The following is a 26,766-nucleotide window of genomic DNA, read 5'->3' as shown; positions in this document are numbered from 1 at the left end:
GACACGCGGACCCCGCCGCGTCTGTACGTAGAAGACGAGGGTGTCAGGCGGGCTCGGCGGTTTCGCCCAGCCCGGCCGAGAACGCGATGCGCAGGACGTCGGACAGGCTGCGCGCGGCGAGCTTTTCCATCAAACTGGCGCGGTGGACTTCGACGGTGCGGGTGGCGATCGCGAGGTCGTAGGCGATCAGCTTGTTGGGGCGGCCGAGCACCATGCCGTCGAGCACATCGCGTTCGCGCGGAGTGAGGGCGGCAAGCCGGACGAGCGCATCGGCGGCGGCAAGGTGCTCGCGATCGGACCGAGCGGCATGCGCGAGCGCGGTTTCGATCGCCGCGAGCAGGGCGCTGCGCTCGAACGGCTTTTCGAGAAACTCGATCGCGCCCGCCTTGATCGCGCGAACGGCTAGTGTGACGTCGCCGTGGCCGGTCAGCATGATCACCGGCAGCGCGATGCCGGTCTGCGCTAGGCGCGCCTGTACCTCCAACCCGTCGAGATCGGGCATGCGGACGTCGAGTAGCACGCAGCCGCGTGTCTCTCGAGTCACGGACTTCAGGAAATGCGTGCCGGCCGGGTAGGTCTCGACCGCATACCCCGCCTTGCGCAACAGGAAGCCGACCGACTGGCGGATCGCCTCGTCGTCGTCGACGATATGCACCGTGCGGAGTACGTCAGTCATCGGTGTCGCCTTCCTGGAGCGCGGCAAGCGGCACGGTGAAGTGGAACGCGGTGCCGCCGTTCGCAACGCCGTCCGCCCAGATCCGCCCGCCATGCGCCTCGACGATCGTCCGGCAAATCGACAGGCCCAGGCCCATGCCGTCCTCCTTGGTGGTCGCGAACGCCTCGAACAGGCGCGCGCGGACGTCGCTGTCTATGCCGGAGCCCGTGTCCGCGACGGTGATCTGCATCCAGCCTTCGCGCTCGGAGGCGGTGGCGATCGACAGCGTCCGGACGGACGACGTGGCCATCGCATGGATCGCGTTGCGGATGAGGTTGACCAGCACCTGCTGGATCTGGATGCGATCGACGCGAACCATGACCGGGCTTGGCGAGGCTGAGTTGACGACGGTGATTCCCGCCTCGTGCGCGCCAAGCAGGCCCAGGCTGGTCGCTTCCTCGACGAGCAGGTCGAGCGCTTCGTCGCGAAAGCCCGTATCGCCGCCATCGACGAACGCACGCAATCGGCGGACGATCGTGCCCGCCCTCAGCGATTGCGCCGCTGCGAGGTCGAGCGCCTCGGCGATGTCTGCCAGCAGCGGGTCTGCGCTGCCGTCGATCATCGCGCGCGTCGCCTCGAGGTAATTGGCGATCGCGGTCAGCGGCTGGTTGATCTCGTGCGCCAAGGTCGAGGCCATCGTGCCCATCGCGCTGACGCGCGAGACGTGGACGAGTTCGGACTGGAGTTCCTGCACGCGGCGTTCGGTCGCGTGGCGGTTGGTGAGGTCGCGGATGAAGCCGGTGAAGATGCGTTCACCCGCGATCGACGCCTCGCCGACCGCCAGTTCGATCGGAAACGTCTCGCCGCCTTTACGCATTGCGCGTTCAAGCCTGACGTTGCCGATCACGTGGCGCTCGCCGGTGTGGCGGTATTTGCGCAGGTGCGCGTCGTGGTCGCGTGCTTCCACCTGCGGCATCAGCATCGCGACGTTCTGGCCGATCACTTCGCTGGCCGTATAGCCGAAGACGAGTTCGGCGGCGGCGCTGAACGAGGCGACGATGCCGTTCTCGTTCATCACGATCATCGCGTCGGGGACGGTGTTGAGGATCGAGCGGAGGTGGTGTTCGCGGCGCACGATCGCGGCCTCGGCGGCCTTTTCGTGCGTGATGTCGCGGATCACCTTGCCGAACCCGCGCAGCGCGCCGGCATCGTCGTGGAGCGCGGTGATCGTGACATGCGCGAGGAATTCTGAGCCGTCCTTGCGGACTCGCCAGCTTTCTTCCTCGATCCGGCCGTCGCAGTGTGCGCGGGCGAGATCGGCTGCGGGTTTACCCTCCGCGATATCGTCGGCGGGATAGAAGATCGCGAAATCACGGCCGATGATCTCCGCCTCGGCCCAGCCCTTGATCCGCTCGGCCCCGCGGTTCCAGATCGTCACGCGGCCGCGGGGATCGAGCATGTAGATCGCATAGGTCGTCGCGCCGTCGATCAGCAGCCCCAGTTCCTCCGCCAGCATCGCATCGCCCCGCGCCACCGCCTGGGGGTCGGTATCGGGCGAAGACTGCAACGCGATCATGCGGGCGGTGCGGTGGCTCGGGGGGCGCAGAGGCAAATCATCGAGATGCGGGCCTTGTTCGACACACTGATCCGGTCCGTCAGGGGGCAAGACCTCGACACCCTCGTTCCGATCATGACGCATGTTAAGCCAAAGACCCGCTATATGCTAATAGTCCTTCGATGATCGCGATCGTCGACAGAATCGTGGCGCCGACGACTAGTCTTCGGTTCGCCTTGGCAACCGGGCCGAGATACTTGCGGATCGCGGCGCCCGTCATGGCTCAGTGCGACAGCAACGTGCAGCGCCGGTCGCGCAGCAGCAGGTCGCGGGTGACGCCGCCGAACGCCCATTCGCGGATCCTGCTGTGGCCATAAGCGCCCGCGACGACGAGGTCGGCCTCGACGTCGTCCGCGATGCTGGCGAGCGTGTCGATGCTGGTGCCCTTCATCCGCGCGACGATCTTGTCCGCATCGACGTCGTGGCGTGCGAGCCAGGCGGCGACGTCGTCGATCGGTTTCCGCGCGTCGATCGCGTCGATCGTGACCTCGACGATCACGACGCGGTCGGCGGCGTGAAGCATCGGCAGCGCATCACTGATCGCGCGGCGGCATTCGCGCGTATCGGTCCACGCGATCATGATCGTCGAGAAGGTGGCGGTGGCGGCGCCGTCGGGAACGACCAGCACCGGACGGCCCGCGCGCAGGATCAGGTCGCCGGTGTCGGCGTGCGTCGCGCGGTCGGCAAACCCGGGACCTGCGCTGGTGATGACCAGATCGGCGGATCGCGCATTCTCCGCGACGACGTGCGCGATGTTGACGATCGTCGGGATCGATCGCCATTCGAGGACGTGCTTCGCGAGCCGCTCGTGCGCGTGGAACTCGGTCTTGGCGCGGGCGAGTTCGTCGGCGACGATATCGCGTTCGATCACCGCATAGTCGCCGCCGAGATAGCCGTCGCACGTGCCGATCGGCACCGGCTGGCAGGCGGCGATGCCGATCACCGCGGCGTCATGCTGATCGGCAAGCGTGGCCGCGACGTCGAGAAGGACGGCGTTAGGCCGGCCGCCGTCGAGATGTACCATCAGGGTCGAATAGGTCATGTGCGGTCTCCCTCTTTTGTCGAGCTGTCGGCGTTCGGGCAGATGCGGGAAAGGATCGGGAACTACGCATAAGCGCGGGCTGCGTAGTTCCCGACGCTGTCTGCGAACGGTCGCGGCGATAGGGTGCGGTCATCGGCTCGGGCCTCTCCGTGTCGCCACAGGAGAGTGTCATGTCCCACGACGCCAGATTGCAGAAAGCCGTGCTCGCCGAACTCAACTGGGATCCGAGCGTCCCCGCCGGTCACATCGGGGTCACCGCGAACAATGGCGTCGTCACGCTGAGCGGCCACGCCGGCAGCTATGCCGCGAAATACGCCGCCGAACGTGCCGCCGCGCGCGTCGATGGGGTGAAGGCGGTCGCCGAGGCGATCAAGGTGCAACTCGAGGACCGCTTCAAGCGCGGCGACGAGGCGATCGCCAGCGCGATCGTCGAGCGGCTGTCCTGGGATACCACCGTTCCGCACGACAGTATCAAGGCGCAGGTCGAGGATGGCTGGGTCAGCCTGCGCGGCGAAGTGCGCTGGCATTTCCAGAAGGACGCAGCCGAGGCGGCGGTGCGACCGCTTGCGGGTGTCGTGGGCGTGATCAACCACGTCACGCTGAAACCGCGCGTCGACGTGACCGATGTCAGCAACGACATCCGCACCGCGCTGCACCGCTCGTGGTTCTTCGACGGCGACACGATCAAGGTGTCGGTCGACGGCGGCACCGTACGGCTCACCGGATCGGTCGACTCGCCGCACGACCGGATGGTCGCCGAACGCACCGCCTGGGCGGCGCCGGGCGCGGTCAAGGTCGAGAACATGCTCGAAATCGCCTGACATGGGCGCGCTGTCGTCGCACCGCGAACGCCACGTCGCCGACCGGATCGGCTGGCTGCGCGCGGCGGTGCTCGGCGCCAATGACGGGATCGTCTCGACCGCCAGCCTGATCATCGGCGTCGCCGTCGCCGGTGGTCAGGTCGGCGCGATCGTCATCGCGGGAACGGCCGGGCTGGTCGCGGGCGCGATGTCGATGGCGGCGGGCGAGTATGTCTCGGTCAGCGCGCAGGCGGATACCGAGACCGCCGAACTCGCGCGCGAACGCCGCGAACTGGTCGACGATCCCCCCGGTGAACTGGCCGAACTAGCGGCGATCTACGTTGCGCGCGGCGTGGACGCTGCCATCGCCACGACGGTCGCGGCGCAGTTGATGGCGAAGGACGCGCTCGGGGCGCACGCGCGTGACGAACTGGACATCACGCTCCGGACGCGGGCGCGGCCGGTCCAGGCGGCGTTCGCGTCGGCGGCGAGCTTCACAGCTGGCGCGGCGCTTCCGTTGCTGACCGTTTTCATCGTGCCGCCCGCGGTACTGGTCTGGGCGGTGGCGGGCGGATCGTTGTTGTTCCTCGCGCTACTTGGTGCGGTCGGTGCGAAGACTGGTGGCGCGATCGTCTGGCGCGGCATGGTCCGCGTCACCTTCTGGGGCGCGTTCGCCATGGCGGCGACCGCGGCGATCGGGCGCCTGATTGGCGGCACTGTGTGATCCGCATCCGACAAATCGACTGAGCTAACGATCCCCGCGCACGGGTAGGGTCGTAAATCCGATGCGTAGTTTCCGATGGTGATGCGGGGGCGGCGCGATCGATAGCGTCTAATCGACCGCCCTGTTTGGCGGCACCTTATCGATCGGATCCTATCATGACGACGCGCCGCCTCACGTGCCGCCTCGCGCTCGCGCTGACGTTCGCCACGACGGCTTCGGCGCAGGTGCCGCCGAGCATCGACGGTCGGATCGAGCAGCTCAAACCCGGCGAATATATCTGGGCACCCGAGATCGCGCCCGTCGGCCCCGTCACGGTGATCGTTAGCCTCGCCACGCAAAAGGCCTATGCCTATCGCAACGGCGTGCCGATCGGGGTCTCGACCGTGTCGACCGGCAGCGATGGCCATGCGACGCCGACCGGGGTCTTCACCGTGCTCCAGAAGGACGCTGATCATGTCTCGAACGTCTACAAGGACGCGCAGATGCCGTTCATGCAGCGGCTGACCTGGGGCGGGATCGCAATGCATGCGGGCAACCTGCCGGGCTATCCCGCGTCGCACGGCTGTATCCGCCTGCCGCCGGCGTTCGCCAAGCTGCTGTTCGGGATCACCCGGCTGGGGATCACCGTCGTCATCACGCAGGACGCGCGCGTTCCGGTGGTCGCCGCAGCGCCGAGCATATTGGCGGCGACGAGCGCCGCGCCGACATCTGGCAAGGATTATGTCTGGAACCCGACGCTGTCACCCAAGGGACCGGTATCCATCGTGGTGAGTGGACGAGACCGGCGCATGATCGTCCTGCGCAACGGCATCGAGATTGGATCTAGCGGAATCGCGGTCGACGTCCCCATTGATCGGACCTCCGCATTCACGCTGCAATCGATAGACACGGGCGGCGAGCATTGGCTGCGCCTGCCGCTGCCGGACGACCCGCGGACCGGCGAACTGAGCGTCGAGGACCGTACCAAAGGGTATCTCCCGGAAGGCTTCCGGACCGCGCTCGCGACCGTGATGACGCCCGGCACCACGTTGCTGGTGACGCGCGAGACGCTGGCCAGTGCCAGCACCGGCACGCCCGTGACTATCATCGAGGCGACCGGCCAGTGATCGCAGCGCGACCCATCGACAAGGCGCGCGCGTCCGTGACGGCATGGCACGCGACGTCGATCGACCGGGTGGCGGCGTTGCTCGATACGGGACGCGGAGGGCTAAGCTCCAAGGCCGCAGCGGCGCGGCTGATCGCGGACGGCCCGAACGCGCTCCCCCCGCCGCCGGTGCCGTCGGTCCTGCTGCTGTTCGTGCGGCAGTTCAACAGTCCGCTGATCTACCTGCTGATCGCGGCGGCGGCGGTCTCGCTTGGCCTCGGCCATCGCACGGATGCGGGGTTCATCGGGGTCGTCCTGCTCGTCAACGCGGCGATCGGCACGGTGCAGGAGAGCAAAGCGGCGAGTAGCCTTGCCGCGCTCGGGCGGATGATCGGCCAGACCGCGATGGTCCGGCGCGATGATGTTGTATCGGTGATCGATGCCCGCGATATCGTCGTCGGCGACGTCGTCGAACTCGAAAGCGGCATGGCCGTCCCCGCCGACATTCGCCTGTCGTCGAGCAGCGCGCTCAGCGTCGACCAGTCGACCTTCACCGGCGAATCCGTCGCGGTCTTCAAGGATCATGCCGGACTGGTCCACGATCGGACACCGCCGGGCGAGCGCGCGACGATGGCGCTGGCGGGGACGATGATCGAGCAGGGGCGCGGCGTTGGAATCGTCGTTGCGACCGGGGCGGACACGGCACTCGGCGCGATCGATGCGTCGTTGCGGACGGCCAAGGCGACGCCGCCGCCGCTCGTCATCCGGCTCGACCGGTTGGCGCGGCAGATCAGCACCGCGACGATCGCGCTAATCATCCCGTTCGCGCTCGTCCTGTTGGCGCAAGGACGGCCGGGCGACCAGATCCTGCTGCTCGCGGTGGCGCTGGCGGTGTCGGCGATCCCCGAAGGCCTGTCGATCGCGGTGACGGTCGCGCTGGCGGCGGGGACCCGGCGGATGGCGGCGCGGAACGTGATCGTCCGCTCGCTGCCCGCGGTCGAGGGGCTCGGCGCGTGCACGATCATCGCCAGCGACAAGACGGGGACGCTGACGCGCAACATCCTGTCGGTGGAGAAGATACTGCTCGCCGATGGACGCGCGTTCGCGAGTGCGGACTGGCCTACGGATGGTCTGGCGGGAATGCGCCAGGCAGCCGCGCTGTGCAACGAGGGATCGATCGGACTCGACGGCGAACTGGTCGGGGACTCAGTGGATGTTGCCTTGCTGCGATTCGCGAGAGATGGCGGCGCAGATCTGGCCATGCTGTATGCGGTGGTGCGGACCGCGGCGCTGCCGTACGAACCGGTCCGCAAATTCTCTACCGTCGCGATCGCGGAAGGGGCTGGCGTGAGGGTGTTCGCCAAGGGTGCGCCCGAGATCATCCGGCAAATGTGCCGCGCGATCGACCCCGCCGCGTTTGCCGCCGCCACCGCGATGGCGGGCGAAGGCTACCGCGTGATCGCCGTCGCCGCGTCCGAGGGTGCAACAACGACCGATCCGATGGCACCGGGTGACATTGTGCTGCTCGGCTGGGTCGGCCTGATCGACCCGGTCCGTCCCGAAGTTCCCGCCGCGATCACGCGCTGTGCCGAGGCTGGGATCGGCGTCCGGATGGTCACCGGCGATCATCCGGGCACGGCGCTGACCATCGCTCGCGGCCTCGGGCTTGAGGTCGCGGCTGATCAAGTCGTTACCGGCGCGCAGATGACGGAGCTTGCAGAGCAGCCCGAGCGGCTCGCGGCGCTCATCCTCGGCGGACGCGTGTTCGCGCGGATAGAACCGGTGCAGAAGCTCGAGATCGTCCGCATCCTCGCCACGAGTGGCGAACTTGTCGCGGTCACCGGCGACGGCGTCAACGACGCGCCCGCGCTCCAGGCGGCGCATATCGGCGTGGCGATGGGCATCGCTGGCACCGACGTCGCGCGCAGCGCCGCCGACTTGGTGCTTGCCGAAGATAATTTCGCGTCGATCGTCGCCGGTGTCGAGGAGGGGCGCGTCACCTATGCCAACGTCCGCCGCATCGTCATCATCCTGCTCGCGACCGGGATCGCGGAGATCGGGATGTTCATCGGTGCGGTGATGCTCGGCCTGCCGATGCCATTGACCGCGGTGCAGTTGCTGTGGCTCAACCTCGTCACCAACGGCGCGCAGGACGTGATGCTCGGCTTCGGCCGCGGCGAGGGCGACGAACTGCACCAGTCGCCTCGTCCGCCGAGCGCTCCGATCCTCGACCGGAGTGCGATCGCGCTGATGATCCCGCCCGCGCTGCTGATGACCGGGCTCGCGCTGTATCTCGTTGCGGACCTGCAGCGCGAGGGGCGCCCGCTCGCCGAGATCCAGAACGCGGTGTTGCTCATGACGGTGCTGTTCCAGAACGCCTATGTGCTGTGCATGCGCAGCGAACGCCGCTTGATCTACCGCGAGCCTGTGCTGTCAAATGCCTCGTTGCTGCTCGGCATAGGCATTGCGCTCGCGTTGCAGGCGACTGCGATGCTCTGGCCGCCGCTCGGCAGCGTGCTTGGGACCGCACCGGTCTGTGCCCCGACGGTGCGGTTCTGCGTTGCCGCGGTATTGGGGACAGTCTTGGTCACCGAAGCGACAAAGCAAGCCGTCGTCATCTGGCAGCGACGCCGATGACCGCCTTCGTCCCGAAGATCGTCACGACGATACGCGAAGGCTATTCGCTCGCCACTTTCCGCGCGGATGCGGCCGCGGGTGCGACGGTCGCGGTCGTCGCGCTGCCCTTGGCGATGGCGCTGGGCATCGCCAGCGGCGCGTCACCCGACAAGGGGCTGATCACCGCGATCGTCGCGGGGTTCCTTGTGTCCGCGCTCGGCGGATCGCGCGTCCAGATCGGCGGCCCCACCGGCGCGTTCGTCGTCGTGGTGTTCACCGTCATCGCGCGACACGGCTATGACGGCCTGATCTTGGCGACGTTGCTTGCCGGCATCATCCTGATCGCCGCGGGCTATGCGCGGCTCGGCGCGCTGATCCGGTTCATCCCCTACACCGTCGTCACCGGCTTTACGGCGGGCATCGCGGTGATCATCGCCTCGAGCCAGATCCGTGATTTCCTCGGGCTCGACATGGCCGCGGTTCCGGCCGATTTCGTGCCGAAGTGGCTAGCCTATGTCGGTGCGATCCGTACCATCGACGCCCCGACCGTCGCGGTCGGCATGGCCGCGCTCGCCATCATTCTGATGCTCAAGCGCATCGCCCCGCGCGTGCCGGCGTTTCTCGTCGCGGTCGTGCTCGCCTCGATCGTCGTCGTCGCCAGTGGAGCGCACGTGGCGACGATCGGCTCGCGCTTTCCAGCCATGCCCAGCGGGATCGCGATGCCGGCTTTCCCAGTCTGGACGCTAGCGAAGCTTCAGGCGGTACTGCCATCGGCGTTCACGATCGCGTTTCTCGCCGGCGTCGAGGCGCTGCTCTCCGCGGTCGTCGCGGACGGGATGATCGGATCGCGGCACCGGTCGAACCAGGAACTGGTCGCGCAGGGCGTCGCCAACATCGCCTCGGCGCTGTTCGGCGGGCTGCCCGCGACCGGTGCGATCGCGCGCACCGCGACCGCGATCAAGGCCGGCGCGCGGACACCGGTCGCGGGCATGCTCCACGCGGTGTTCGTCCTGCTGTTCGTGGTGTTTGGTGGGCGACTGATGGCTTTCGTGCCGATGGCGGCGCTGGCGGCGATCCTGTTCGTCGTCGCCTGGGGCATGAGCGAGAAGGAGCGCTTCGTCGGCCTATTGCGGATGCCGAATGGCGACCGCGCAGTGTTGCTGCTGACGTTTGGGCTGACGGTGCTCGTCGACCTGACGGTGGCGATCGGCGTCGGCGTGACGCTCGCCGCGCTGCTGTTCATGGCGCGGATGAGCGAGACGGTCGCGATTACCGGCCCTGACGACGATGCGCTTACCGAACGCGGCACGCTGCCCGACGGCGTCGAGATGTTCCGGATCGACGGCCCGTTCTTCTTTGGCGTCGCGGCCGGATTGATGGACACCTATCGTCGGTTGGGCAGCGTGCCGCGCGTGCTGATCCTGAGATTGGAACAAGTGCCGATGCTCGATGCGAGCGGTGTCGCGGCCATCGCCGAGCTTCTGCGGCGGGCGGATGCCATGCATACGCGCGTGATCCTGTGCGGCCTGTCTCCGCAACCGACCGCGATGCTGGCACGCGCGCGGCTCGGCTCGATGGTCAGCACCGCGACCTATGCCGAGGCGCTGGTCCAGGCGCGGGCGATGTCGGCGTCAGGCTGACAGCGTCATTCGCAGCATCATCGAAGCCGGATCGCCCGGACAGGCCGACGCGATCCAGCCGCGTTCGCGTTCCAGGTCTATCGCCTGATGGTTGTCGCGACTCTCGATCGATTCCAGCGTCGTGATCCCCTTTGCGCGGGCGAACGCGGCGACATGATCAAGCAGCGTCCAGCTGATCCCGCGGCGTTTGAAGTTGGTGCGGATCGCGATTGCGACTTCGGCGCGGGTGAGGCTATCGTCCGCAGCTAGCATCGCGGTAGCGACGATCCCGTCGGTGGCTGGATCGAAGGCGAGGAAATTCTCGGTATGCTCGTGATCGACCGTGACGAGCGCGCGGAGCTGATCGTGGCCGACCTTGTGCATCGCGCTGAGAAAGCGGAACCGGAGGTCTTCCCTGTCGACATGCTCGAAGAACTCCCCAAGTGCGGGTTCGTCGGCGGGCGACGCAGGGCGGACGTGGAAGACATAGCCGTCGCGCGTCGTCAGGTCGACGTTCCACGACACGGCCGAGGGTGTATGCGCGACGCCTGCACGTTCGCTGACGAGTTCGATCATCTTGATGTCCTTTGCGATTGTGCGCCACCGATGGCGATGCCTCGTGCCTACCGACAAAGCCAAGGTTCCCGCAGCGTCGGAAAACACGTAGTTTCCGACGCTACCGACGCGATCGGCGTACACTAGGCTGGCTTCGAAGGGCGATCTCCGCCCGCGAGGAGACCGCATGACGATCGACATCCAGCGGATGCAGGATCTCGCGCACGAGATCATCCGGCTTCAGGGCGAACTCGACCGCGAGATCGAGCAACGACGGCGTGCGCTGGGAGTCGAGCTCACCGGCCGCATCGTCGGCTTCGAACACGGCGTGCTCGATGCGCAACGGCGGTTGAAAGTATCCGTGCTGCGCTTCGTCGTGCGCTCCGATCTGGTCTCGATCGTGACTGCGCCGGTGATCTACTCGCTGATCGTGCCGCTGCTGATCATCGATGCGTGGGTGAGCCTGTACCAGGCAATTTGCTTTCGCGCGTACGGGATCGCGCGGGTCCGACGCGGCGACTACATCATGTTCGACCGTGCGCACCTGGCCTATCTGAACCGGATCGAGGCGCTGAACTGCGCTTTCTGCTCCTACGCCAACGGGCTTGTCGGGTTCGTCCGCGAAGTCAGCAGCCGAACCGAGCAATATTGGTGCCCCATCAAGCACGCGCTTCGCGTCAGCGATCCGCTCCACCGCTATTACGAGTTCCTCGAATATGGCGACGCCGACGGCTATCGCTCACGATTGACGGAGTTTCGCGACCGCCTTCGCGAGCCGGAGGCAGCGGAACGCCCGGCTTGATTGATCACTGTCAATGTCAGGCGCGGGTGGACGTGTCATCGAGGCTCAGGGAGAGCCTCGATGACCGAGCATGACGAGTTTGCCACGCGCGTCGTACCGTTCTCCGTGCGCCGGCATTTCATCCGCGAACTCGACTTGGAACCGCTACTGGCCGCTCATGCCAGGCTTCGGGGCATGGGTAATCGGCTGGAGGAATACGCCGATGCGTTGCCCCGTCGATTGCCCAGTGCTGACGCCAATGCGATCTGCTGCGACCTGCGCGCCCTTGTGGTCAGTCACGCGCGCGACGAGACTGCGGTGATCGATGCGCTGTTCGCGCGGGCTTTAGGCGATCCGCTCACGGCTGCGGTGATGAGGCGCGTGCGTGCGCGCCATATCAGCGATGCGATCCAGGCTGACGACATACTTGCCGCCTTGTCCGGCCTCTCGACGCCGTGCGCGGAAGCGTTCGGCTATATGTTGCGGAGTTTCTTCGACGGGGCCCGGCAGGCGATGGACTTCACCCAACTCGCGATCCTGACACTTGGCGCAGGGCGGCTCACGCAGGGTGCGCGCGACATGCTCGTCCGTGGGCTTGGCGAGCGGAACGCGGTCTAGGCCGCCTCGGCGCGGCCTTGCAGCGCATCCGGGTCTGAGATCGTGATCGCGCGGCCGCCGGGCAATGCGATCACGCCGGCGGTCTTGAGCCGGGTCATTTGGCGGCTGACCGTCTCGATCGTCAGCCCGAGAACGTCGGCGATCTGTCCGCGTGTGAGCGGCAGGTCGAACGTCATCGGCCCGTCCGGCGTCGCGCGACACCCCGTCGCAGTGGCGCGCACGGCCATGTCGAGCAGGAAGCCGGCGATCTTCTCCTGCGCGGACTGGCGCGCGAGCGACAATATCCGCGTGCGGGCGACGCCGAGCGCGGCCAGCGTCCGCTGCAGCAACAGTCGCTCCATCCGCGCATGATCTTCCAGCACACGCTCGAACGCGTCGCGCGGGAAGATGCACAGTTCCGACTCGGTCAGCGCGGTGATCGTGAAGTCGGCTTGCCCCGCATAGGGTTGCCCTACGAAATCGGCGGGATACAGCAGCCCGACGATCTGCTCGCGACCATCGGGCGTCGCCGCCACCAGCTTGAGCACGCCCGACAACAGGTTCGCGCAAATGATGCTCTCGTCGCCTGCCCAGATCAGCGTCTGGCCGCGCGCGATCTTGCGACGGCGGCCGAGCGTATTCAAGGCGCTCAACTCGACGTCGCTGAGGCTGCTGCAAAGCGCCTGGTCGCGCACGGCGCAGTCCGCGCATATGTCGTGGTGAGCCATTGATCGAGTATAGTATGAAGGCCCGCGATATCCGCGCGAATTCTTTACGCGACCGTTACGAGTTTGCAGGCGCGTCCGCATCATCTTCGATCGGCAGGTGAAACTCGTGCCAGATGCCGTTGAGGATGCCGAAGCCGACCGCGAGGCCGAGGCCGAGCACCCAGGTAAAATACCACATGATCAGATGTCCTTAGCGTTCGGGGTCAGTAGAAATCGGGGTTGGTTGCGACCTCTTGCGTCGTCACGCGGCCGAACATCACCTTGTACGCCCAAGCGGTGTAGGCCACGACGATCGGCAGCAGGACGACGGTGACGAACAGCATGATGCCGAGCGTCTTGGCGCTGGACGATGCGTTCCACACGGTGAGGCTGGAATGCGAGTCGATGCTCGACGGCAGGATGAACGGGAACATCGACAGCCCGACGGTCGCGATGATGCCGACAGCCGAGGCTGACGATCCCGCAAACGCCGCGCTTTCCGATCCGCGCCGGATGCCGAACAACGCGAGCACCGCGCCGCCGAAGCCGAGCACGGGCGCGACCATCATCCACGGATACATGCCGTAATTGGCGAGCCAACCGCCGCGCACCAGTTCGCTGGTGGTGCGCAAGGGATTGGAGGGGCCGGAGGGATCGATAGCGCCGACGATGCGGTAGCCGATGTCGCCATACGCGACGAACGCCCAGCCGATCGCGAACAGCGCAAGTGACGCGATCCCGGCGATCGTGCCGAATGTGCGCGCACGATCGTGCACCGGCCCGTGCTCAACCTTGATCGCCAACCACGCGCTGCCGTGCAGCACCAGCATCGCCACCGACAGCAGCCCGCACAGCAAGGTGAACGGCGTGAACAGCCCGAGGAAGCTGCCGTCGAAGAATGCGCGCAGATCGCTGTCGAGACGGAACGGCGCACCCGACAGGACATTGCCGACCGCCACCCCGAACACGAGCGCGGGGACGAACCCGCCGACGAACAGCGCCCAGTCCCAGCGCGAACGCCAGGCCGCATCAGGCCGCTTCGAGCGGTATTTGAATCCGACCGGGCGCAGGATCAGCGCCGCGAGGACGAGGAACATCGCTAGGTAAAAGCCGGAGAAGCTGATCGCGTAGACGAACGGCCAAGCTGCGAAGATCGCCGCGCCGCCGACGATGAACCACACCTGGTTGCCCTCCCAGGTCGGCCCGATCGCGTTGATCACCATGCGCCGCTCGGCGTCGGTGCGCCCAACGAACGGCAGCAGCGCCGCGACGCCGAGATCGAAGCCATCGGTTAGTGCGAACCCGATCAGCAGCGTACCGAGCAACACCCACCAGATCAGACGCAGCGTTTCATAATCGAACATCGTCGTGTCTCCTGTCAGGCGGTAATGGCGACGGCGTGGATCGGGCCGGGCGCGGGCTGCGGGTCCTCGTCATGCTCGAACGGACCCTTGCGGATCGTCGCAAGGATCAGCCGCACCTCGATCACCGCCAGCGTGCCGTAGATCGCGGTGAAGCCGATGATCGTCGTCCACAGCACACCCCGGGTCAGCGACGACGCGGCGAGGAACGTCGGCAGCACGCCTTCGATCGCCCAGGGCTGGCGACCGATCTCGGCCAGCATCCAGCCAAGCTCGATGGCGATCCAGGGCAGCGGGATCGCGATGACGGCGAGCTTCAGGAACCAGCGCGTCTGCGTGTGCATCCTGAGCGAGGTCAGCACGAACGCGGTGCCAAACAGCGCGATCATGAAGAAGCCGATGAACGCCATGATCCGGAAGCTCCAGAACATCATCGGCACGTTCGGCACCACGTCCCACGCGGTCGCTGCGATCAGCTGCGGGCTCGCCATGCGCGGATCGGCGACGTGACGTTTCAGCAGCAGCGCATAACCGAGATCGCGCTTGTGCGCCTCGAACCGTGCACGCTGCGCGACGTCGGTGCGGTCGATCTTGAGATGCTGGACCGCATCATAGGCGATGACGCCTGACGTAATCCGCTCCTGCGCCTTCAGCACGAGTTCGGACATCCCCGTGACCTCCCTGTCCAAGCTGCGCGTTGCGATGACGCCGAGAACCCAGGGCACCTGCACCTCGTACCGCGTCTCGCGCAGGGCGACGTTGGGCATCCCAAACAGCGTCAGCCCGGCAGGGGCAGGGGCGGTGTGCCAGGCGGCCTCGATCGCGGCGAGCTTCATCTTCTGGTTGTCGGTCAGTGCGTAGCCGCTCTCGTCGCCGAGCACGACGACCGACAGCGAGCCGGCAAGACCGAACGCGGCGGCGACCGTCATCGAACGCCGCGCGACCGCAGTGTAGCGGCCCTTCAACAGCCAGAAGGCGGAGATGCCGAGCACCACGACCGAGGCGCAGACATAGCCCGCGCTGACGGTGTGGACGAACTTCGCCTGCGCGATCGGGTTGAACAGCACCGCGCCGAAATCGCTGACCTCCATTCGCATCGTGTCGGTGTTGAATTCGGCTCCTGTCGGGTTCTGCATCCAGCCGTTCGCGACGAGGATCCACAGCGCCGACAAATTCGTGCCGAGCGCGACCATGCACGTGACGATCAGGTGGCCGAGCTTCGACAGGCGCTCCCAGCCGAAGAACATCAGCCCGACGAACGTCGCCTCGAGGAAGAACGCCATCAGCCCCTCGATCGCAAGCGGCGCGCCGAAGATGTCGCCGACATAATGCGAGAAATACGACCAGTTGGTCCCGAACTGGAATTCCATCGTCAGCCCGGTGGCGACGCCGAGCACGAAGTTGATCGCGAAGATCCGCCCCCAGAACCGCGTGATGACGCGCCAGATCGGCCGGTTCGTCATCACGTACACGGCTTCCATGATGACCAGCATCATCGACAGCCCGAGCGTCAGCGGCACGAACAGGAAATGGTACAAGGCGGTCAGCGCGAATTGCAGCCGCGACAGATCGATGACCCCAAGGTCCATGATTATGCTCCCCACACGGCCGTCGACGGGCCTGTCTGGGGGATGGGCTAGGCGCGGGCGACGGCGCGAACATTGACCGCGGTCAAAGACGCGCGTGGGCTTGGCCTCGAATGCGGAGGGCATGAGCAGTATCGCCAAAGACCGGACGCTGGCGTCATGCGCCTATCTGAAGGCCGCCGTCGCGAATGGCGGCGGGGTGCGGGTTTCGACGAGCCTGCTGTTGCTCGACACCGTCGCGGCAATTGGGTTCGCCGCAGGGCTGGCGGGTGGCGTGGTCGCGGTGCCCGAAGGCGCCGTGGTGATGGCGCCGTGGGCTTTGCTGGCGAGCGTTTCGGCGATAGCGCGCGGTGCGTTTGCGATGCTGGCGACCCGCGTTGGCGCGAGCGGTGCGTGCCAGGCGAAGACGCGGTTGCGGCAGCGTATTGTCGACGCAGCGCTGCACCGCGCGCCGGGTTCGGAGGCGACGACCGGCACGCTGATGAGTGCGGCGGTCGACGAAGTCGATGCGATCGACGGCTATGTGTCGCGCTTCCTGCCGGCGCGGATGACGGCGTCGATCGCGCCGCTGATCGTGCTTGCCGCGACCGCTTTCGCTAGTCCGATCGCGGCTACCATCCTCGTGGCGACGTTCTTTCCGTTCCTGGCGGCGATGATCCTGGCGGGCGGCGCCGCCGCGGATGCGTCACGCCGCCAGTTCATCGCGCTCGCTCGGCTGTCGGGGCTATTCGCGGATCGGATCGGTGCGCTGCCGATCGTGCTGGCCTTTCGTGCAGAGGAGCGCGAGGCTGCTGCGCTCGGCGACGCCGCGGAGGATCTGGCACGGCGGACGATGCGCGTGCTGCGCGTCGCGTTCCTGTCGTCGGGTGCGCTTGAGTTTTTCGCCGCGCTGTCGGTGGCGCTGGTCGCGGTCTATGCCGGGTTCAACCTGCTGGGCTTGCTCCCGTTTCCAGTGCCCGAAAAGCTCGACCTCGGTCGCGCGTTCTTCGTGCTGGCGCTCGCTCCCGAATTCTACGCGCCGATGCGCCGATTGGCGGCGGCGTATCACGACCGACAAGCAGCGGAGACCGCGGCCGAGCGGCTGGCAGCGGTTGAGCGGGACAAGGCCGCGCGGTCGTCGGTCGAGCCGATCTGGTGCAACGCCGCGCCGTCGATCTGCTTCGACTCCGTTACGATCCGCTATGCCGGGCAGGACAACGCTGCGGTATCCGGCGTTTCTTTCGAGGCACACCCCGGCATGATCGTCGCGCTGGTCGGCCCATCGGGCAGCGGCAAAAGCAGTCTGCTTCACCTGCTTCTCGGTCTTGCTCCTATTTCCGAGGGACGCCTGTCGATCCGCACTCCTTCTCCCTTCCCTGGAAGGGAGGGGCTGGGGGTGGGTCGGCTTCCGCATGTTCGAACGGCAGTGACACAAGCCGACCAACCCACCCCCAACCCCTCCCTTCCAGGGAGGGGCGCAGCAGATGCCGGGACGGTTCTCGACCTCGCCGAGATCGGCAGCATCGCGCCGATCGCCGCGTGGATGGGGCAGTCGCCATTGATCCTCCCCGGATCGATCGGCTCGAACATCGCGCTCGCCGACCCAAGCGCGTCGGTCGAGCGGATCGCGGAGGTCGCACGGACCGCGGGGCTATCACCGATGCTGCTCGCACGCGGAGGGTTGGGCGCGGTGATCGATGCACGTGGTAGTGGGCTTTCGGGGGGAGAACACCGCCGGATCGCACTCGCTCGCGCGTTGTTGAAGCCGGCGCCCGTGCTGTTGCTCGACGAGCCGACTGCTCATCTGGACGCCGAGTCCGAGGCGCGCCTGATCGAGGCGATCGCGCGCGCCTGCACCGGGCGCACCACGATCATCGCGACGCACAGCGCAGGGCTGGCCGCGATCGCCGATCTCGTCATCGACCTCGGAGAGCCGGCATGACCGCGTTCGACATTCTCATCGCAAACGAACGCCGACGGCAACGACGCAGCCTGTGGCGCGCGAGCGGCTATGCCGTGATCGTCGCGATAGCCTCGGTCGTGCTGCTCGGCCTGTCGGGCTGGTTCATCACCGCTGCGGCGCTCGCCGGAGTGGCGGGGCCGATCGCCGCGCAGGGCTTCAACTACATGCTGCCGAGCGCGGGTATACGCCTGCTCGCGATGCTCCGCACCGCCGGGCGCTACGGCGAGCGGCTGGCCAGCCACGATGCTGCGTTCGGCGCGCTCGCCCGCATCCGCCCCGCGCTGTTGCTCGGTCTCGCGCGGGGTCCTGCGGAACAGGCGCTGGCGCTGTCCCAGGGCGAGGCGACCGCGCGCATCATCCAGGACGTGAACGTCGTCGAGGCGCAGTTCGTCCGGCTCTCCGCCATGCCCGGCATGATCGCGGCGCTGGCGAGCGGCCTGCTGTTGTGTGCCTTGGGAGGGTGGCGGCCGGCGTCGGCGCTCGTGCTGTGCCTCGTCGGTGTGCTGGCGGTTGCAAGCGTTCTGGCCCGCCGCCTCGAAGCACCGGGGCGCGAGGTGCAGCGTGCGAGCGGGGCGCTCAAGGACGCCTTTGCCGGCGTCGCCGATGCTGCGGCCGAACTCCGCTGCTATGGCGTCGAGGCGCAGGCAAAGGAGGCGGTCGATGCGTGCAGCCTGCGCCTCGCGGAAGCGCAACGCGCGCAGGCCGGCGTCGCCGGTTGGTTCGAGTTTATCCACGCGGTCGCCCTCGGCGTGGCAGGCGTTGCGGCGCTGATCCTCGCTGCACACGCGGGCGCACCGATCGCGGCCTTGTGCGCGCTGGCGGCGGTCATGGCGATCGACGGCGCCGGACCGGTGTTGCGCAGCCTGGCCCAGCGAAGCGCCGTGTGCGAGGCGACGGCGCGCCTCGACGATCTGGCCTACGAGACGACGGAGGACGAGCCGACAGCGTGCCTTGGCGCCACGCGATCGCTAGATCTGCTTGGAACGCACCTCCCTGTGGGCATCCGCGTTGCGCTGGTCGGCGCATCGGGGACGGGCAAGACCACGCTCGTGGAAAGTCTGCTCGGCCTGCGTGCCGCGAACCCGGGCACCGCCTTCATCGACGGCCAGGATATCGTCGACGTCCCGCTCGCCGTCCGCCGCGCGACGTTCGGTTGGGCACCGCAGGACGCCGCTTTGCTGGCCGGGACAATCCGCGACACCCTCGCGCTCGGCGATCCGTTGGCTGACGATGCTGCGATGTGGGCGGTGCTGGCCGACGCTGCGCTGACCGACGTGATCGAAGCCCTGCCGAACGGTCTCGACACCTGGATCGGAGAACACGGCGTGCGCCTGTCGGGTGGCGAACGCCGGCGGCTTGCACTCGCTCGCGCCTACCTCGTCCCGGCGCCGTGGCTGTTGCTCGACGAACCGACCGAAGGGCTCGACGCCGACACCGAACGCCGTGTCGCCGAACGCCTGTCCGCCCGGCTCGCTAGAACCGGGCAGGGGCTGGTCATGGTCAGCCACCGTCCGGCGATGGTCGCGTTGTGCGATAGGCAACTCGCGGTCGCGCCGGCGTCGAACTCGATTGTCGCGCTACCCACGGATACCGTACCGCAACCGCGTCGGTATAGCCGAGATTGAAGACAGTCGGGCTCTTCGCCGGCCGTTCGATCCGGCGATAGAGCGTCCCGAACACGCGGTCCCACGCGAAGTTCGTGATCCCGAAATTGCCCGTCTCGTCGTAGAAATGATGCTCCATGTGACGTGCGTTCATCATCGCCAGCCACTTGACCCGCGGCTTGTACGAGAGGTGCTGGATGCAGTGGAAGAACTCGTAGACGCAGGTGCACAGCAGCCCGGTCGCGAACCCCGCCGCCGCTCCGCCGAGCCCGTCGATCACCCAACCCGGCACCGCGGCGACCAGCATCAGCGTTGGCAGCGTCGTGTAAAGCGCGCCGAACAGCACCTCGAGATGATTGGGGTCGCGGTGATGATCGTAATGGATCCGCTTCCAGACGCCCGCGAGCAGCGGCGTCTTGAACATCCACTGCGAGTGCAGCACCCAGCGGTGTAGCACGTACCAGATCAGCGGATAGGCGAGCATGACCAGTGCGATCGTCGCGACGGTCGGCACCACGTCTGCCGGGCGCCAAGCGAAAACGCCGACCGATACTGCGATCAGGGCCATATAAGCCAGGATGGCGTGATGCTGGAGATACGCGACCGCCAATTCGCGCAACGTCATCCGGTCGAGGTGATGCGAGCGCCGCCAGAATGGGTCCGCTCGCTCAGGCCCTTCGGTCGTCACAGCCGAATGCCGAGTCCGATGCCGAACACCAGCGGATCGAGGCTTATCGCGACCCGCTGCGTGCCGGCCGCCGTCGTCCGCAGCCGGGCGGTCGTATCGATGTCAATGTATTTGACGTCGAGGTTGAGGAATATTTTTGGCGTGATGTCGATGTCGACGCCCGCCTGTGCCGCCCATCCGAAGGTGTCCTTCATGCGGACGTCGGTCGGTCCCACGGCTGCGACGAGACCGTCCGACGCCTTCTCGTTCCAGAAGATCGTGTAATTCACACCGGTACCGACATAGGGGCGGACCTTGCCGGTCGGGTTCAAGTGATATTGCGCGGTCAGCGTCGGGGGCAAGACCCAGGTCGAGGCGAGCTTGCCGATCGAGCCGGTCGTGCCGGTACGGCCGTCGGCGTGATGCTTGGTGGTCGACGCGATCAGCTCGAAGCCGATGTGATCGGTCGCCATGTAGGTCACGTCGACCTCGGGCATGAAGCTGTCGTTAACGCTGACATGCTCGCCGGGAAACGCGGGCAGGACGCTGCCGGACTTCTCGTTCGGCGCGACCAGGATCGTCCGTATGCGCAGCAGCACGTCGCCGGCGGCAATGCCCTGGCGCGGGGCCGCGTCGGTCTGCGCCAGGGCAGGGGCGGCCACGGCCATACCCGCACATGCCGCACCGATGGCGAGGCTCTTGATCGACACGTTCATGGTCCGGCTCCTGCAATCCAATGCTGTCGAGCTACGCGCGCGGCGCGGCGCGGGCGTTGATCGCGGACAAGGATCGGGTTGACCGCGGTCAAAGACGTCACGCCGACCGCCGCCCATCTGGCGGTCATGTGGATCTATCATCCAGAACTGCTCGCGGTGCCGGTGCCGCGTTACACCAGCTATCCGACCGCCGCGGAGTTCACCGACGCCGTCGGCCCCGCGGACATGCACGCCGCGCTGGCGGGAATCTCCAAGGGTGAAACCGTCTCGCTCTACGTGCACATCCCCTATTGCCGGCAGATCTGCTGGTATTGCGGGTGCAACACCGGCGCGGCCAATCGCAGCGCCCGGCTCGACGCGTATCTGGAGCGGCTAGAGGACGAGATCGCGCTGTTCGCCGAGCGCGTCGGACATGCGAAGATCGGCCGGATCGCATTTGGCGGTGGTAGCCCGAACGCGGTCGCCCCGGCACAGTTCGCGCGGCTCATGGAGCGCATCGTGACCAGCTTCCGCTGCGACGATCCGGTCGTGTCGGTCGAGATCGACCCGCGCGGGTTCACCGCGGAGTGGGCCGCGATGCTCGCCGCGCACCGCGTGACGCGCGTCAGCCTCGGCGTCCAGACGCTCGATCCGGCAATCCAGGCCGCAATCGGGCGCGTGCAACCGACTGACGAAATTCACCGGGTGATGGCCCTGCTCCGTCGGGCAGACGTCGGCTCGATCAACTTCGACCTGATGTACGGCCTGCCGAACCAATCTGAAGCTGCGCTGGAAGCAACGCTGGTCGAGAGCCTGACGATGGAGCCCGATCGGCTCGCGGTGTTCGGCTATGCGCACGTACCGAACATGATCCCCCGCCAGCGACGGATCGATACGACCGCACTTCCGCATGCGAAGGCTTGGTTCGCTCAAGCCGCGCTGACGCACGAGACGCTGACAGCGGCGGGATACACCGCGATCGGCTTCGATCATTTTGCGAAGCCCGGCGATGCGCTCGCCCAAGCCAGCGGGAACGGCAGATTACGTCGCAATTTCCAGGGTTTCACCGAAGACCCCGCGGTCACGCTGATCGCACTGGGCGCGAGCGCGATCAGCGAGTTTCCGGGCTCCCTGCTTCAGAACGAGAAGAACACCGGCCGCTATCACATTGCGCTTTCGGCGGGCCGGTTCGCCACGGTCCGGGGACTTCGCCTCACCGCTGAGGATCGCGTGCGGGGCCGGGCGATCGAGGCGATCCTGACGCGAGGCGTAGCCGACCTGTCCGGAATACCGGAGACGGCCTTGGTGCGCGACCGCCTCGCCCCCTTCGAACACAGAGGCTTGGTGCGCTGGGAGGGCGCGACGCTCAAGCTTTCAGCTGGCGCCCGCCCTTATGCCCGTTCGATCGCCGTTACGGTCGACGCCTACAGATCCCCCGGTACACGGCAGTTCAGCACTGCCGTCTAAGGCGGCTCACATCCTCATCGTGCCGGTATCGATGAACCGCTGGTGCCATGACAGCGCCTCGCCCGGCAGCGTCGGTGTCTGCTGTCCATATGAGCCTTCGCGCGCGCGCCGATAGTAATCCGCCAGCGCCGGGCGGTAATCGGGATGCGCGCAGTTCTCGATGATGACCTGCGCACGTTGCTTGGGGCTCAGCCCGCGCAGGTCGGCGAGGCCTTGTTCGGTGACAAGCACCTGCACGTCCTGGCTGATGTGATCGACATGGCTCGCCTGCGGCACGATCGCGGAGATGTTGCCGTTCTTTGCGGTCGACGGCGTCATGAAGATCGAGACATAGGCGTTGCGCGCGAAATCGCCCGACCCGCCGATGCCGTTCTGTATCCGCGATCCCATAATGTGCGTTGAATTGACGTTGCCGTAGATATCCGCCTCGATCAGCCCGTTCATCGCCAGGCAGCCTAGCCGCCGGATCAGTTCGGGATGGTTGCTGATTTCCTGCGGGCGCAGGATCATACGGTCGCGATAGGCACCCATGTCCGCATTCAATCGCGCGGCCGCCTCGGGACTGAGCGAGAACGCGGTTGCCGACGCCATCCGCAGCTTGCCGGAATCGAGCAGGTCGAGCATCCCGTCCTGGATGACCTCTGTATAGGAAGTCATGTCGTCGAACGGTCCGACAACGAGGCCAGTCAGCACTGCGTTGGCGATGTTGCCAACACCGGACTGCAACGGCAGCAGCGATGCGGGCAGGCGACCGCGGGCGACTTCGTGGCGGAAGAACTCGATTAGGTGGCCCGCGATCGCGTGAGCCGATGCATCGGGCGCGGCGAACGGCAGGTTGCGGTCGGGGGCTTCGGTCTCGACGATTGCCACGATTTTCGCGGGGTCCACCCTGAAATAGGCGTCGCCGATCCGGTCGTCGGGTCGTACCAAAGGGATCGGTACGCGGTGTGGCGGCAGCGCGGTGCCGTAGTAGATGTCGTGCATCCCCTCCAGCGCGGGGTTCTGCCAGCGATTGACCTCGAGGATGATCTGGTCGGCGCGATCGAGCCAGGTCTTGTTGTTGCCGACCGACGAGGACGGGATCAGCGACCCGTCGGCGCGGATGCCCGACACCTCGACCACCGCGGTATCGAGCGGCCCGAGAAAGCCCTGCCACGCCATCGGCGCGACTTGGCTCAGGTGCATGTCGAAATACTCCATCTCGCCGCGGTTGATCTTCTCGCGCGCGATCGGATCGGAATTGTACGGCAGCCGGAATTCGATGCCGTCGGCCTTGGCCAGCGCGCCGTCGAGTTCGGGGCCGGTCGACGCGCCGGTCCAGACGCGGATACGGAACGGGTTGCCCGCGGCATGCTCCGCCTCGATCCGCGCGGCGAGCGCCATCGGCACGGCCTTGGGATAGCCCGAGCCGGTGAACCCGCTCAGCCCGACCGTCGATCCCGACGTGATCAGCGCCGCGGCGTCGTCGGCGCTCATGATCCTGTCGCGCAGGCGTTCGTTCGCAATTCGGCTCATGAGGGTCCTGTCATTCTGTTGCGCTTCGATTGTTCGCGGGCGGTTTCGACCCCGTCCGCATTCCAGCTCGCCACCCGGCATCGCCAATAGGCAACATCCTTGGCGGGGAGGCTCCATGCGACTTCGGCCACCGTCGGGACCCAGATCGTATCGACAAGTCGATAGTCGGAGAACCGACCATGCCACGGGGTAGGCAGTATCGGAGGCGTTGCCGATCGAGGACGATCCGGTGCGAAGGCGGTTGCGATCCGTCCGTCGCTATCCAGGCCGAGGATCACTTCTGACGCCGTCGCCCCAACACCCGCGCTGACCGACAGTGAGTCGGGGCCGTCGACCCGCCATCGCAGTTCGGGATTGTGGAGAATGGCGTGCGGCGCCCAGGCGATCTCGGCGAGGTAGCGCATCAACTCGCCGCGCACGAGCGCCGGCGTATGTTGCGCGCGTGCGAGCGGGATGACGCCGAGCGCGGTGATGTCGAACCGCCCGTCGCCATCCTCCAGCGCGTCGCGTCCGGAGATCAGCCCGAACGGCCCGACCTTGGCGCGCCAGTCGAACGCGCAACGGTCCGTCGCGATGGTTTGCGAGGCCTTGAACGCCATCCAGGAGTCGGACTCGAGCGTTCGTTTCATATGCCCGGCCTGCGTCAGGCTGACGCAGGGTGGATGCGCCGCGGGCTGCACGCCCAGCCGCACGGCGAGATCGACGACGGCGGTCGGCAAGGTTCCAGCCCTGCTCATGCGCGAGCCTTCGTTACAGCGATCGCCGCCTTCAAGGTACGATCACCGCATCCACCGATCGCCGCAACGACCACGGCAGCGTCGGGCCGTAGCCGAACCGCATCACGATATCCGGGCGCCTGCCGGGTGTACCGATCAGCGCCGCCAGATCCGGACGGAGCGAGGGGACCTCGACCGGCTGGTTGATGAAGGCGTGCTTCAATCCGAGCGCAGTCGCCTGAAGCGCAAAGCGCTGGCACGCACGCCCTACCGCAAACCAGTGCGCGGCGGTTTCTCCCGCCCCCGCGAACACGGCCACCCCCGCCGATGATCGCAACTGGGCGGCATAGGCCTGATTTTCCGATCGCGCCGTCGAGATCCAGTCGAACGCATGAGGCCCAAGCCAGTCGGGTAGCGCAGGATTGCCGCTCGCGACGCTGTAGAGCCCATCGCCAGCCCGCGTCGCCGCTCTCGGATTAAACCGAAGCCATGATTTCAGCTCGCATACGAAGGCGGGGTCGGTCCTTTGCAGTGTGTTGCCGGCGAGCACGAGGTCCCTCAGGCGATCGATCCGATGCCGATCGGTGAGCAGGACGAAATCGACACCGGGGACGGTCGCGGCTTTCACCAGCGCGTCGAGGTATCTCACGGGAACAGCCCGACCGTCATATTCGGTACGGGTCGATTGACGCCGGGTTATCGCGTCGAACAGCGGGGAAGGGGCCGGGCGTGCCGTCTCGAAGTGGACCGCGACCGACCCCTGGTTCCGCGGATCGAAGGCGATGGTAGCGGGCATACCGCAGGCCGCCGACGCCAGCGACAGGGTCTCTGCCGCTGCGCCGAGGCTGACGAACAGATGGTGGTTGTCCGGATCGACGACCAAGGTCCGTCGCGAAAAGTCGGGCATGATGTCGATCTGCCGTTCGCCGATCCGAAACCGCCAAGGCTGGGTATTGTGGCCGTTCGGCGCGAGCGTCGCATAGCGAATGAGATCATGAGCAGACGGTATATCGGCCAATGGCGCGCGTAGGGCGGTCGCTCGAGCCGCGTAATTCGACGAAGCGTTCGCTTCTTTATCCAGAAGATAGGCCACCTCGCCGCCAACCAGGGCGGTCGCTCCCGCACCAATCAGCACTTGCCGTCGATTCACCGTCAGTCCCCAATATCACGGACGCATCGACGCTCCCGATGAGGCATCCTGCTACTTTCCATAACGACCGAGAACCGGTGAGAATTACGTAGACGCGTCGGCCTTTGCGTATTTTCCGATGCTGCCTGGCGCCGGGTGTCGGCTTCTAGAGGCGGGCTGCCGGATCGTTCGCTGCGACGGTCGGCTCTGGCGGCGCTTGGCGTTCCCCGATCCTCGGATACAGTAGGAAGCGCAGCCCAATCTAGCTGACCACCAGTCGCGGGACGCGTCAGCTGAAGTCCTGATATCGCCAAACGGACTAAAAAGGTTGCTTTCCTTTCGCGGCCGGAATGAGCAGTCTTTGGCGCATGGCGCATGGCGCATGGCGCATGGCGCATGGCTCAACCGAAGGCCTCCGACCTCGCATCAATCGCCGACTATCCGGCGCTCCAGCCGCTGGCCCGCTCGCTCTGGAAATCCGCCGGCCTGCGGGGCGCCGCGGTTCTGATCGGCGCGGGCTTCAGCCGCGAAGCTATCCTGACCAGCCCGGACACGCCACCACCGCCGCTCTGGAAGGATCTGGCGGACGCGATGACGCACGATCTATATCCGGGAAGGGAGGAGATGGCGCCATGGGATCCGCTGCGCTTGGCGGAGGAATATCGCGCTTATTTCGGGCAGTCGGCGCTCGATGCGTTCATCCGGCATCACATCCGCGACGGATCCTGGAATCCGTCGGCAAGCCACGCCCGCCTGTTGAGCCTGCCTTGGGCCGATGGCCGCCACGCCCGTTACCTGTATCCGGAGACGTTCGAGGGTGGGGCAGCTCTCGACCAGAGCCAGTTTTTCACGTCCACTATAATGAATGTCCGGTCTTGCCAAAGATGCCGAATTTCTGCGCCGAAGCAGTCCGTCAAATTTGCGCCCCAATCCCACACATTAGGCCGGTAGCTCACGTTTATCGAAAGCGGTGGCCAGGCCCCATCAGAGCGCCGGATACCTTGCGTCGACCACTGCTAGCCAGTGCCGTGCAGCGCTCCAAGTCCATTTTCGTATTTCCCGACAGGTTCTAGAATGTCGATTATTTGTCTTGATCTATTATGAGCTATGTAAATAATCGAGATTAAAGTGATCATTTCGTCATAAGTCAGATTGACTATCAATTCGGGATTAATTTCAAATTTTGACAAGTTCAATTGTATTGATAATAATTGACTCTAGATTTTATCGATGACACAACTAACGTTGTAAACGAATCGAATTCTAAACTTCTCACTATTTCTATTTCT

The 26,766-nt window shown here is 66.3% G+C and carries 23 protein-coding genes and 1 pseudogene; 11 read left to right on the top strand and 13 right to left on the bottom strand.

From position 1 onward, the window contains the following. Window positions 1–43 precede the first annotated feature (43 nt). The 3 genes from ASG20_RS06490 to ASG20_RS06480 form a co-directional block, all read right to left on the bottom strand. Window positions 44–676, bottom strand: a complete 633-nt coding sequence (locus ASG20_RS06490) for a response regulator transcription factor (RefSeq protein WP_056049970.1) — start codon at window positions 674–676, stop codon at window positions 44–46. Continuing rightward, window positions 669–2,231 (bottom strand): PAS domain-containing sensor histidine kinase, encoded by a 1,563-nt coding sequence (locus ASG20_RS06485; protein ID WP_168371605.1) that lies wholly within the window; start codon window positions 2,229–2,231, stop codon window positions 669–671. The genes ASG20_RS06490 and ASG20_RS06485 overlap by 8 nt, the downstream gene beginning before the upstream one ends. A gap of 262 nt (window positions 2,232–2,493) precedes the next feature. After that, entirely contained in the window at window positions 2,494–3,312 is an 819-nt protein-coding gene (locus tag ASG20_RS06480; RefSeq protein WP_056049968.1) for a universal stress protein, read from the bottom strand. 170 nt (window positions 3,313–3,482) lie between these two features. Here ASG20_RS06480 and ASG20_RS06475 point away from each other — a divergent pair, with 170 nt between their 5' ends. The 5 genes from ASG20_RS06475 to ASG20_RS06455 all read left to right on the top strand — a co-directional run bounded on the left by ASG20_RS06475 (window position 3,483) and on the right by ASG20_RS06455 (window position 10,176). After that, complete coding sequence (locus ASG20_RS06475) at window positions 3,483–4,133, top strand: BON domain-containing protein (RefSeq protein ID WP_056049965.1); 651 nt, start codon at window positions 3,483–3,485, stop codon at window positions 4,131–4,133. Window position 4,134: 1 nt separating this feature from the next. Next, on the top strand, window positions 4,135–4,836 hold the full coding sequence (locus ASG20_RS06470) for a VIT1/CCC1 transporter family protein (RefSeq protein ID WP_056049962.1): 702 nt from the start codon (window positions 4,135–4,137) through the stop codon (window positions 4,834–4,836). 155 nt (window positions 4,837–4,991) lie between these two features. Next, window positions 4,992–5,942 carry a L,D-transpeptidase gene (locus tag ASG20_RS06465; RefSeq protein WP_056049957.1) on the top strand — a complete coding sequence of 317 codons (951 nt, stop codon included), beginning with the start codon at window positions 4,992–4,994 and terminating at the stop codon, window positions 5,940–5,942. A gap of 35 nt (window positions 5,943–5,977) precedes the next feature. Next, window positions 5,978–8,557 (top strand): cation-translocating P-type ATPase, encoded by a 2,580-nt coding sequence (locus tag ASG20_RS06460; RefSeq protein ID WP_236698751.1) that lies wholly within the window; start codon window positions 5,978–5,980, stop codon window positions 8,555–8,557. Next, on the top strand, window positions 8,554–10,176 hold the full coding sequence (locus ASG20_RS06455; RefSeq protein ID WP_056049954.1) for a SulP family inorganic anion transporter: 1,623 nt from the start codon (window positions 8,554–8,556) through the stop codon (window positions 10,174–10,176). Before ASG20_RS06460 ends, ASG20_RS06455 begins: the two co-directional genes overlap by 4 nt. On the opposite strand, the gene ASG20_RS06450 is transcribed toward ASG20_RS06455, so the two are convergent. Further along, entirely contained in the window at window positions 10,168–10,731 is a 564-nt protein-coding gene (locus ASG20_RS06450; protein WP_082470833.1) for a GNAT family N-acetyltransferase, read from the bottom strand. The genes ASG20_RS06455 and ASG20_RS06450 overlap by 9 nt on opposite strands. Window positions 10,732–10,897: 166 nt before the next feature. Here ASG20_RS06450 and ASG20_RS06445 point away from each other — a divergent pair, with 166 nt between their 5' ends. After that, window positions 10,898–11,512 (top strand): hypothetical protein, encoded by a 615-nt coding sequence (locus ASG20_RS06445; RefSeq protein ID WP_056049952.1) that lies wholly within the window; start codon window positions 10,898–10,900, stop codon window positions 11,510–11,512. 60 nt (window positions 11,513–11,572) lie between these two features. Next, window positions 11,573–12,109 carry a hemerythrin domain-containing protein gene (locus ASG20_RS06440; protein WP_056049949.1) on the top strand — a complete coding sequence of 179 codons (537 nt, stop codon included), beginning with the start codon at window positions 11,573–11,575 and terminating at the stop codon, window positions 12,107–12,109. Here ASG20_RS06440 and ASG20_RS06435 read toward each other — a convergent pair. The 4 genes from ASG20_RS06435 to ASG20_RS06425 all read right to left on the bottom strand — a co-directional run bounded on the left by ASG20_RS06435 (window position 12,106) and on the right by ASG20_RS06425 (window position 15,745). Beyond that, a complete protein-coding gene (locus ASG20_RS06435) occupies window positions 12,106–12,783 on the bottom strand; it encodes a Crp/Fnr family transcriptional regulator (RefSeq protein WP_443025879.1) in 678 nt (225 codons plus the stop codon). The two genes, ASG20_RS06440 and ASG20_RS06435, sit on opposite strands and share 4 nt — an antisense overlap. Window positions 12,784–12,871: 88 nt before the next feature. Continuing rightward, window positions 12,872–12,994, bottom strand: a complete 123-nt coding sequence (cydX, locus tag ASG20_RS18935) for a cytochrome bd-I oxidase subunit CydX (RefSeq protein ID WP_082470763.1) — start codon at window positions 12,992–12,994, stop codon at window positions 12,872–12,874. A 25-nt stretch (window positions 12,995–13,019) separates the two neighbouring features. Beyond that, window positions 13,020–14,159: a cytochrome d ubiquinol oxidase subunit II gene (cydB, locus tag ASG20_RS06430; RefSeq protein WP_056049942.1), complete on the bottom strand. Its 1,140-nt coding sequence runs from the start codon at window positions 14,157–14,159 to the stop codon at window positions 13,020–13,022. 14 nt (window positions 14,160–14,173) lie between these two features. Beyond that, on the bottom strand, window positions 14,174–15,745 hold the full coding sequence (locus ASG20_RS06425; RefSeq protein WP_056049939.1) for a cytochrome ubiquinol oxidase subunit I: 1,572 nt from the start codon (window positions 15,743–15,745) through the stop codon (window positions 14,174–14,176). Between the two features lie 121 nt (window positions 15,746–15,866). Here ASG20_RS06425 and cydD point away from each other — a divergent pair, with 121 nt between their 5' ends. Further along, the gene (gene cydD / locus ASG20_RS06420) at window positions 15,867–17,663 is read left to right on the top strand and encodes a thiol reductant ABC exporter subunit CydD (RefSeq protein WP_056049936.1); all 1,797 of its coding nucleotides are present in this window, start codon (window positions 15,867–15,869) and stop codon (window positions 17,661–17,663) included. Continuing rightward, window positions 17,660–19,087, top strand: a pseudogene (locus tag ASG20_RS20090) (amino acid ABC transporter ATP-binding/permease protein); the annotation flags it as partial. The gene cydD and the pseudogene ASG20_RS20090, both read left to right, overlap by 4 nt. Before the next feature lie 97 nt (window positions 19,088–19,184). Here the strand turns inward: ASG20_RS20090 and ASG20_RS18930 are convergent. Continuing rightward, window positions 19,185–19,913 (bottom strand): sterol desaturase family protein, encoded by a 729-nt coding sequence (locus ASG20_RS18930; protein WP_082470832.1) that lies wholly within the window; start codon window positions 19,911–19,913, stop codon window positions 19,185–19,187. A gap of 59 nt (window positions 19,914–19,972) precedes the next feature. Next, window positions 19,973–20,665 carry an OmpW/AlkL family protein gene (locus ASG20_RS06410; protein WP_056050551.1) on the bottom strand — a complete coding sequence of 231 codons (693 nt, stop codon included), beginning with the start codon at window positions 20,663–20,665 and terminating at the stop codon, window positions 19,973–19,975. Window positions 20,666–20,797: 132 nt separating this feature from the next. On the opposite strand from ASG20_RS06410, the gene hemN reads away from it, so the two are divergent. Beyond that, window positions 20,798–22,117, top strand: coding sequence for an oxygen-independent coproporphyrinogen III oxidase (gene hemN / locus ASG20_RS06405; protein WP_056050549.1), 1,320 nt, complete (start codon window positions 20,798–20,800; stop codon window positions 22,115–22,117). Window positions 22,118–22,123: 6 nt separating this feature from the next. Here the strand turns inward: hemN and ASG20_RS06400 are convergent, their stop codons facing one another. From ASG20_RS06400 to ASG20_RS06390, 3 genes are read right to left on the bottom strand one after another with little or no spacing between them, the layout of a single operon-like run. Further along, a complete protein-coding gene (locus tag ASG20_RS06400) occupies window positions 22,124–23,632 on the bottom strand; it encodes an acetyl-CoA hydrolase/transferase family protein (RefSeq protein WP_056049930.1) in 1,509 nt (502 codons plus the stop codon). Next, the gene (locus ASG20_RS06395) at window positions 23,629–24,369 is read right to left on the bottom strand and encodes a DUF6920 family protein (RefSeq protein WP_156364053.1); all 741 of its coding nucleotides are present in this window, start codon (window positions 24,367–24,369) and stop codon (window positions 23,629–23,631) included. Before ASG20_RS06395 ends, ASG20_RS06400 begins: the two co-directional genes overlap by 4 nt. A gap of 31 nt (window positions 24,370–24,400) precedes the next feature. Next, complete coding sequence (locus ASG20_RS06390; RefSeq protein WP_231420525.1) at window positions 24,401–25,366, bottom strand: Acg family FMN-binding oxidoreductase; 966 nt, start codon at window positions 25,364–25,366, stop codon at window positions 24,401–24,403. A 507-nt stretch (window positions 25,367–25,873) separates the two neighbouring features. Here ASG20_RS06390 and ASG20_RS06385 point away from each other — a divergent pair. Further along, window positions 25,874–26,428, top strand: a complete 555-nt coding sequence (locus ASG20_RS06385) for a hypothetical protein (protein ID WP_156364051.1) — start codon at window positions 25,874–25,876, stop codon at window positions 26,426–26,428. The last annotated feature ends 338 nt before the right edge of the window (window positions 26,429–26,766 follow it).

Origin of the sequence: Sphingomonas sp. Leaf198, from assembly GCF_001424005.1 — a bacterium.
Classification (GTDB): domain Bacteria; phylum Pseudomonadota; class Alphaproteobacteria; order Sphingomonadales; family Sphingomonadaceae; genus Sphingomonas.
This window is presented reverse-complemented; position numbering and strand designations above follow the sequence as displayed.